General features: G+C 63.3%; 9 protein-coding genes and 1 pseudogene. 4 read left to right on the top strand and 6 right to left on the bottom strand.

The features are described 5' to 3' along the window. The 3 genes from EN780_RS23595 to EN780_RS23585 all read left to right on the top strand — a co-directional run. Positions 1–627: sensor domain-containing diguanylate cyclase (locus tag EN780_RS23595; protein WP_128275473.1), on the top strand; the 627-nt coding region annotated here is incomplete at its 5' end. A 229-nt stretch (positions 628–856) separates the two neighbouring features. Further along, entirely contained in the window at positions 857–1153 is a 297-nt protein-coding gene (locus tag EN780_RS23590) for a GYD domain-containing protein (protein WP_127284195.1), read from the top strand. Between the two features lie 220 nt (positions 1154–1373). After that, positions 1374–1700: an exopolysaccharide production repressor protein gene (locus EN780_RS23585; protein WP_348627101.1), complete on the top strand. Its 327-nt coding sequence runs from the start codon at positions 1374–1376 to the stop codon at positions 1698–1700. A 211-nt stretch (positions 1701–1911) separates the two neighbouring features. Here EN780_RS23585 and EN780_RS23580 read toward each other — a convergent pair whose 3' ends face one another. From EN780_RS23580 to EN780_RS23555, 6 genes are all read right to left on the bottom strand, one after another. After that, on the bottom strand, positions 1912–2319 hold the full coding sequence (locus EN780_RS23580) for a hypothetical protein (RefSeq protein WP_128275472.1): 408 nt from the start codon (positions 2317–2319) through the stop codon (positions 1912–1914). Positions 2320–2536: 217 nt separating this feature from the next. Then, a complete protein-coding gene (locus EN780_RS23575) occupies positions 2537–3370 on the bottom strand; it encodes a hypothetical protein (protein WP_128275471.1) in 834 nt (277 codons plus the stop codon). A 297-nt stretch (positions 3371–3667) separates the two neighbouring features. Beyond that, complete coding sequence (locus EN780_RS23570) at positions 3668–4075, bottom strand: TadE/TadG family type IV pilus assembly protein (RefSeq protein ID WP_127284192.1); 408 nt, start codon at positions 4073–4075, stop codon at positions 3668–3670. Next, positions 4065–4505 (bottom strand): TadE/TadG family type IV pilus assembly protein, encoded by a 441-nt coding sequence (locus tag EN780_RS23565; protein WP_128275470.1) that lies wholly within the window; start codon positions 4503–4505, stop codon positions 4065–4067. The genes EN780_RS23570 and EN780_RS23565 overlap by 11 nt, the downstream gene beginning before the upstream one ends. Before the next feature lie 5 nt (positions 4506–4510). Then, on the bottom strand, positions 4511–5743 hold the full coding sequence (locus EN780_RS23560; RefSeq protein WP_128275474.1) for a pilus assembly protein TadG-related protein: 1233 nt from the start codon (positions 5741–5743) through the stop codon (positions 4511–4513). A gap of 171 nt (positions 5744–5914) precedes the next feature. Continuing rightward, positions 5915–6151, bottom strand: coding sequence for a hypothetical protein (locus tag EN780_RS23555; protein ID WP_128275469.1), 237 nt, complete (start codon positions 6149–6151; stop codon positions 5915–5917). 303 nt (positions 6152–6454) lie between these two features. On the opposite strand from EN780_RS23555, the pseudogene EN780_RS23550 reads away from it, so the two are divergent. Continuing rightward, positions 6455–7054: pseudogene (locus EN780_RS23550) on the top strand (DNA polymerase IV); the annotation flags it as partial.

Here is a 7054-nt window from a genome sequence, read left to right as displayed (position 1 = left end):
CATGTCTACGAGCGGACCCGCCCGAACGGGACCATCGTCGAGGTGCGCGGCATGCCGATCGATGGCGGCGGCTTCGTCACCACCTATTTCGACGTTACCGAGCAGCGCCGCGACCAGGCGACGATCGCCCACATGGCACACCACGACGCGCTGACAGACCTGCCCAACCGCATGCTGTTTTCCGACCGGCTGCACAGCGCGGTGGCGCTCGCCAGGCGCGGCGCGCTGATGGCAGTGCACTATCTCGACCTCGACAAGTTCAAGCCGGTCAATGACGGCTTCGGCCACAAGGCCGGCGACAGGCTTCTGATCGACGTCGCCGCACGGTTACGCGGCGCGGTGCGCGACCACGACACGGTGGCGCGGCTTGGCGGCGACGAGTTCGCCATCGTGCAAACAGGCATCGCTGAAAAGACGGATGCGGCCGCTCTTGCATCGCGCATCATCGACCGCTTCCGGGAACCGTTCACGGTTGCCGGCACCCCGTTCGTCCTCGGGCTCAGCGTCGGTATCGCGCTGGCGCCCGGCGATGGCGTGACGAGCGACGACCTGCTGCAGAAGGCGGACATGGCACTCTACCGCAGCAAGTCCGGCGGGCGCGGAACATTCCATTTCTTCGAGGCCTAGACCCGCGGACTCCAGGGAAAACGGCTTTCCCAAATATTCGCCGGTGCTAATATGCCGCCGCGCGGGGAGAACACCCAATCTTCGCGTGGAGTGCCGGCAGAGTCTCCGTAAGCTGCCTCGGCCGGCATTCCTTCTCGCGTGCCGCCTGAACGGCACGATCTCGTCGGGAGAAACAACGGCCGCGGCGGAGACGCTTCCGCACGCCCCCCGACCGCGATGGGAGGAAATCATGTCGCATTACGTCATACTTGTGAACTTCACCGAGCAGGGCGCCAAATCCATCAAGGACACGGTGAAACGGGCCGAAGCATTCAAGTCGATGGCCGCCGATAGCGGAGTGAAGGTGAATTCGCTGCTGTGGACCCTTGGCCAGCACGACGTGGTAGCGGCCGTCGAGGCCAATGACGACATCGCGGCTACGGCCCTCAGCCTCTCCGTGGCATCGCTTGGCAATGTGCGCACGCAGACGTTGAAAGCCTTCGACGCCGCAGACATGGCGAAGATCATCGGCAAGATGGCGGTCTGACTGCAAGGGTGCCCGGCGATGCGTCACGCCGGGCACGCCAAAGGCGGCGCGCCTCAAATGCCGGTGCAGCAACCAAGACAACTCTTGCGCCGGGCGGCTCAAGGTCCTAAGTCCTAAGACATAGGTCGCATACAACTGGCCGAAAGGCAGAACAGAGCGCGGCACTGGTGCCAACTTGCGACCATGCGTGAAAGGTGCAACGCTCGAATAGGGTAGAGACATGGGCGGGCATTCCGGACCGCAACAAGATCCGGAGCGTTCGATCGGGCAAATGTATTTTCCGCAGTTTCTTGTGGGAATGTCGGCAACAATTCTCGTGGTCCTTGGCTGGACCTACGCGGACACGGGATCGTTGTGGCAAGCGCTGGGCTGGACATTTGTCGCCGCCCTGGTGCTGCAGGTGGGCTACTTCATCGCCGTGCTGCTCATCATCTACGGCCGCGCCTCGTCGGCCGCCAAGACCACCGAAAGTTCGCTGCCCGCCAAGGTGCCCGGACCGTTCGAGCGCGACGGCATCATCCACACCTTCCTGTCGCGACTGCTGTAACCGGCGATTGGCGAAAGCCTGAGACAGGCTCTTCTCCCGTGGGGAGATGGTCGGCAGACCAGAGGGGCGCTGTCCCGCCGGCCTGTCAGCAACTATCCAGATCATTGAAGCTGATTGTGCAGGGAGCGGATCACGCCGAAGCTGGTGATCGTTCGCCCCTCTGTCCTGCCGAACATCTCCCCCACAAGGGGGGAGATCGGCAGTTTCGCCCTCAGCGAGGCGCCGACTGCAGGCCGGAGGCCGACGGCACCGGCTCGGGCGAGAACACCACAACGGCGAAGAGCAGGATGGCGGCGGCGACGATCAACGAGCCGCCGGCGACGATCGGCTCCAGTGCCGGGTTGCCGTGCAGCAGCAGGTAGAGCGCAGGCAGCATGATCACCACGCCGAGCGTATAGAGACCGTAGTGGATCATCGCGATGCGCCGCGCCGCCTTGGCTGGATTGAGCGCGTAGTAGCCGCCGAATATCGCCGAGGTGACCCAGCCCAGCAGATTGATGTGGGCATGCGCGGGGAACGCGCCATGGTCACCCGATATGGCCATTTCCAGGCCGGCGGCGACGCCCAGAATGAGAAACACGATGGCTGTCTTGAAGAAGAGCTCCGAAACCCGTGGCATGTTCTTGTCCTCCCAATGCCTTTGAACCCCTAGACGCAGGAGACTACATTGGGAAGCGAAGATTTGCCATGCCGAACATGGGGTTAGCGGTGGTTTTCCCCGTCGGGATGAACGGAAGCGGGTAGTGAATAGGGAATTGGGTAGCAAGCGGTATACGGACGGGGCTGGCGGCATGCCGCCAGCCCCTACTATTTGCTACTCACTAGTCCCTACTCACTCATTCCGCCGTCTCGGTTTCCGTTTCCTCTTCGGCCGGGTCGGTGGTCGTGTCGTCGGTCGTCGCCGCGGCGGCGTCCTGCTCCGCCAGCTTGGCGGCTACCTGGTCGATCTTGTCGTCGAGCACGCCCGTGGCCCATTCTGTGACCTCGTCGTCGACCGGCTTGTTAGCCATCTCGGCAAGCGCATCGTCGAGCGATGGGACGTCGGCAACGGCTTCGTCGGCCTTGGCCTGGGCATCGATGACCGCCTGGTTGGCGTCGTCGAGCGCGGCCTGCGCTGCATCGAGTTCGTCCTGGGTCGGGACCTCGTCGGGCGGAGTGGTCGGGTCGGCCGCCTTTGCATTCAGCGCGTCGAGTGCGGCCTGGGCGTCGATGACTGCCTGATTGGCGGCTTCGACCGCGGCCTGGGCGTTCTGGGCATTCGCGGAGGCCATCACATAGGCCTGCACTGCGGCGAAGTTCTTGCTCTTGGAGTTCATGTAAGCGTTGATGTTGCGCTGCAGTGAGTTGAGCCGGCCGAGCTTGGCGTGGAGGTTCTTCTCCTTGGGCGTGGCCGCGACCTCGACGTCATCGACGGCGGCCTGCGTCTTCTTGCCCGACTTCGCCGACGCCGACTTGCCATGCGTGCTCTTGCCGGATTTGCTCTGGCCGGAATTGCCGTGCGTGCCGCTCTTGCCGGAATTGCCGCCGCCACTATTGCCATGGCTGCCGCCGCTATTGCCATGGCTTCCGCCATTGCCGTTGCCGCCGCCATTGCCGTTGCCGGCCAACGCGGGAGTGGCCAGGAGAGCGAACGCGGCCACCGCCGCCAACAGGGTTTTTCGGGTTGTCATAGTACCTCCTCGGGGATTCGCCACCTCGCCTACCCGCTATAACGCCGTCGTATGCAAATTTGCTAATTCGAAGAAGTAAACTTTAGACAAATATAGTAGCGATGCGCGACCGACGCGCCGGGCGACACAGATAAGATATTGAAATCAAAGACGATTATCGCGGACAGATGCCGGCTGAGCCCTTTGGGCCGCAGAAGCCCTATACTGATCAGACCTTAGTCCTAACTGATCGGGAGACGCAGTTACGCCAGCAACATCTTGCAGAACATCAAGTGAAACCTTTTGGCGGCAAGATGCTCAGCTTGCAACCAAGGGTACAGTGACTGTCGTTGCGTAACTGATCGGATACTGGTCGAAATACGGGAACTCGATGACGAAGGCGTAGCTGGCGGTCAGATGCGCCATCTTGAAGCCCCCGCTGGCAGGATCGGTCGCTATCGTCACGACGACGTTCTTCAGGCCCAGCGCCAGCAGTTTCTGCGTGGCGATCGCTTGTATCTGGCTCTGCGTAAGCGTGTTGTTGAGCTGCAAGGCACGGGCCGAGGTTTCCAGCGTGTAGCGGACGGTCGAAGTGGCATTGAACGACCAGCCGAACGCGAAGATCCCGAACAGCAGCATCACCAGGAACGGCGCGATCAGCGCAAATTCCAGCCCGGCGCCGCCGGACCGGTCGCGGCGCCATCTGGCGATCCGTTCAGCGGACACGGATGACCTCCTGATGGGTCATCACGCGCGGATCCGGAAAGACGCCGAAATTGAACGGCGGCACCCAGGTGCCGGTCGCCGAAATCTGGACGAAGACGGTGGGCAGCTTGGTTCCGCCGCAGATCGTCGTCGAGGTCACGACCATGGCGCCGCACATATAGGATCGAGCCAGCACGACCGCCGCATCTTCAGGCTTGTTGTTCCAGCTCGACAGCGCGACCGCCTGCGTTCCCGTGTCGTTGGTCGCGCCGGCCATCACCAGATTGGCCGCGGTTTTGACGCCAGCGCGCATCTGCAGGTAGCTCGACACGTAGGACCAGCCGTCGGCGATGCCGAGGCAGACGAAGCACAGGATGGGCAGCACCATGGCAAATTCCACGGCGGCTATCCCGGCCTTGTCCCGGAAAATGCGCAGGGTCCGCCCAACCATGCGCGCTACTCGACGAGCTGAACGGACTGCGTCGCCGGAATGTCCTTCATCCCGAGACTGGTGCAGTCCTGCTTGATGGTCGTGCTGCCCGACCATTGGATGGTGTCGGCGACGACCTGGGTGCAGCCGCCGCTGCCGGAGAAGTTGCCGAGGTAATTGACCTGCTGCTTGGGGAAATAGATGGCGCCGGTCAAGAGCGACGTCGCCGTGCCGTTGAAGGTGCTCTGCGCCGCGGTCCCCGTCCTGTCGCCATAGAAAAGTACGCCGGAATAGGTACCGGAAGTCGGCGCGCTCAGGTTCACCGTGGCGTTGCCATTCATGCTGACGGTGTTGCTGCCGGACATGAAAATGGTCACGCCTGTGCAGGGTGCGGCGCAGGTGATGACCGCGTTGGCGTTGATCTTGAAACCGCCCTGCACGACATAGACACCGGAAGAAAGCGCGACATTGCCCTTGAGGTCCATGCCGCTGCAGTAGGTGCCGGCCTGCAGCGTTTGCGAGGTTTTGTTGCCGTTGACATTCCTGCACGGGTTCGTGGCCGCCGGCGTCGGCAGGCTGGCGTAAGGATCGGATGCGGGCAGGGCCTGGGTGAGGTTGGAACTGCAGGTCGTGGTCACCGGATTGTTCAGCACCATGCCGCCGACCGTGATCAGGCAGTCGGCCTTGAGCGTCGCCGATCCCTGCGTCCTGATGGCGTCCGCAGCAACCGAGTCCGACATGACGGAGCAGCCGGTGAGGTTAACGCTGGTGTTGCCGGAAAAGAGCGCAGCCTGGACGGCCGAAGGACTGAGCGCCAGCACGCAGGCCTTCGAGGCGTCGGTGATGCGCGCCACCGCCCTCGCCTGTTGCGGAACCGGGGTGCTGTTGAAAATGGCCGTGAAGTAGCGATCGAGGTTGTGCTTGACGATGACCTCAACCGCCTTCTTGGCGGTGTTCGGGCCGGACAAAGGCGGCGTGTTGACCTCTATCGTGCCCGGCGCGACAAAGTTGTTCGAGGTCGCCGACTGGGTGGCGGCGGCGACGATGGTCGGGTTGTCGGAACCCGCGATCTTCTCGAGCGCGCCGGCATAGGCCGCGGCATCGGCCACCGCCTGCAGCTTCAGGCTGCTGTAGTACCAGAGCGAGGTCTCGACACCGAGGCCAGCGCCACCGACGACGACCGGTAAGGCGAATGCGAAGATGACGGCGACGTTGCCGCCCGCGCCGCTGGCTCCCAGCAGGCGGCGAAAGTTCCCCATGAAAAAACGGGTGCGCGATGCCATGCTTCCATATGAGCAAGCATGCATAAACGAATGGCTAAGATTTTCGCTCGACTTGTCGCTTGCCGGGCCTGAAAGCCCAATTTTTCAATAAGTTGTGATGGACGCCACCCCCGAGCGGCGCCCAACATATAGCAGCGTATATCGGACTTACGGCGCCCTGAGGATGTCAGCGCCAGGCTGCTCGTCGAACAGCACAGCGCAACCGCGCTCGAGCGCCACGGCCGACAGTTCGTTCGCCGCCACCTCGTCCGGCGAGATGAAATCGCCGGTCAGCACACGCAGTTCCTCCACCGCCCGTGCCATCGACACGAGCCGCCCGGCGGCCCTTCCGGTGACGCAAGCATCGACGATATAGACGAGGTCCGTGATCTCGAACTGGCCCATGTCAGGCCTCCCGCAAACGGCGTCCCTACCACGCACTAACGCCGTCGGCCGGACGATGTTCCTGCCTCTCGGCATCGACCTTGGTCGATGCTGCACGTGCGCTCCCGACGTTTGCTCGACGTGGCAAAAAAACGAGATTCCGGCTGGATCCCGCATCCTCGTGACAGGTCGCAGATCCCACCGTCGCCGGCGCTCCGATGCCGCTTGACAAGAGACCCCGTTTGTTCTCTTTCTGTTCGAGAACAATTCCTTCGAACAGATGTTGCTAATGCTGCAACGCCGCAAGGTGAATTGGCGCCACGGATGACGCAAAGTCAGGCGACAGCGGCCACCATCCTGCATGCCGATCTCGACGCCTTCTATGCCTCGGTCGAGCAGCTGCTCGACCCGTCGCTCAGGGGCAAGCCTATCGCCGTCGGCGGCGGCGTGGTGCTTGCGGCTTCCTATGAGGCCAAGGTTTTTGGCGTTCGCGGCGGCATGCCCGGCCGCAAGGCGCGCGAACTCTGCCCGCACCTGATCTTCGTCGGCGGCCGCTTCAGCGAGTACCAGCGGCTCGGCGACGCGGCGATCAAGGTGCTCGACGATTTCACGCCGCTGGTCGAACGCATCTCGATCGACGAGGCCTTCGCCGACGTCGCCGGCTGCACGCATCTGTTCGGACCGCCCGACGAGATCGCCCGCGCCATCCGGCGGCGGGTGAAGGCCGAGCTCGGCCTGCCAATCTCGATCGGCGTCGCGCGCACCAAGCACTTGGCCAAGATCGCCTCGCAGGTCGCAAAACCCGACGGGCTGGTGGTGGTCGAGCCCGGCACGGAGATCGCCTTCCTGCACGACCTGCCGGTATCGCTGATGTGGGGCGTCGGCCCGGCGACCCGGGCGCGGCTCGCCGAGATCGGCGTCGAG

Source organism: Mesorhizobium sp. M4B.F.Ca.ET.089.01.1.1, assembly GCF_004022605.1.
Lineage (GTDB): Bacteria > Pseudomonadota > Alphaproteobacteria > Rhizobiales > Rhizobiaceae > Mesorhizobium > Mesorhizobium abyssinicae.
This window is presented reverse-complemented; position numbering and strand designations above follow the sequence as displayed.